Genomic DNA, 917 nt, shown 5'->3' with positions numbered 1-917 from the left:
GCTCCGCACTGCGTCCGGATCGGAACGGGTCGTTACTGTGCCTATCACCGCTCCTTGGTTCGCCATTATGGAGCACCTGTCACAGGACCAGGCAAGCAGCTCCTTGTCGTCCATCAACGCTATCTGAGGAAAGTTCTAGGGCCACAGATAGCAGCTGACAAAGAGGCACAGGGACTGCTTCAGAAGATCGCCGACATTGCCTTCGAACCTCGTCCCATCCACTTCCAGGACACCAGGGGTCGCATCCGTAGGGCGGCCTATGAAGCCGCTGTGGGGCAGGTAGAGAGGATCCGGCAGTGTTACCCTGGGGAGAACAATAGGGGACTGGCAGAGCGGCTCTGGTGGGCATTTCTGACGGTCCAGTTTGTCGAGCTGAACGATGTCTTCCTCCACCAGGACAGACACCACTTCTGGACGTCTGTGGTTCGTCTTCTGATTACCGACACCCACCGGAACAAACCATCTTCCCGCTATGCGGAGTATCTTCAGGAAAGACTGAATGTGCTTCTGTCAGTGCCAGCAGCAAGATGGTGCTCCAAGGTTGAACTGTAGGAGTGGGGACCGGATCCGTGTCTGTTTCGCTGACGAAGCCTGACAAAGACAGACAGGGGCGCGAAAACGAAAGTGGGGAATCCGAAATAGCAGAAAAATCTGAAGCGCCAACGTAAGAAGGGCGGCAGCAGTTCTCCCCCCGGCTCCCCTTAGCCTACCATGAAAAACCAAACGGCAGCCCCCACTTCAGGTATCACCGATCAGGACTAACTGAAGGTACACGCTCACGCCGCAGAGCCTGTCACCGTTCCACCCAACGGTAGACCAAACGGTAGACCAAAAACGCCCCTTCACATCGAACCTGAGTACAGATAACATATTGATTGCATTGGATATCAACGGTGGAGAGATGCCTGTGATGGGAA

General features: G+C 55.2%; 1 protein-coding gene. It reads left to right on the top strand.

From position 1 onward, the window contains the following. A partial coding sequence (locus JYP46_RS22020; protein WP_206549370.1) for a hypothetical protein occupies window positions 1-552 on the top strand: 552 nt, incomplete at its 5' end. Window positions 553-917: the final 365 nt, after the last annotated feature.

It is taken from the genome of Nitratireductor aquimarinus (assembly GCF_017255295.1).
Taxonomy (GTDB): Bacteria; Pseudomonadota; Alphaproteobacteria; order Rhizobiales; family Rhizobiaceae; genus Nitratireductor; species Nitratireductor aquimarinus.
This window is presented reverse-complemented; position numbering and strand designations above follow the sequence as displayed.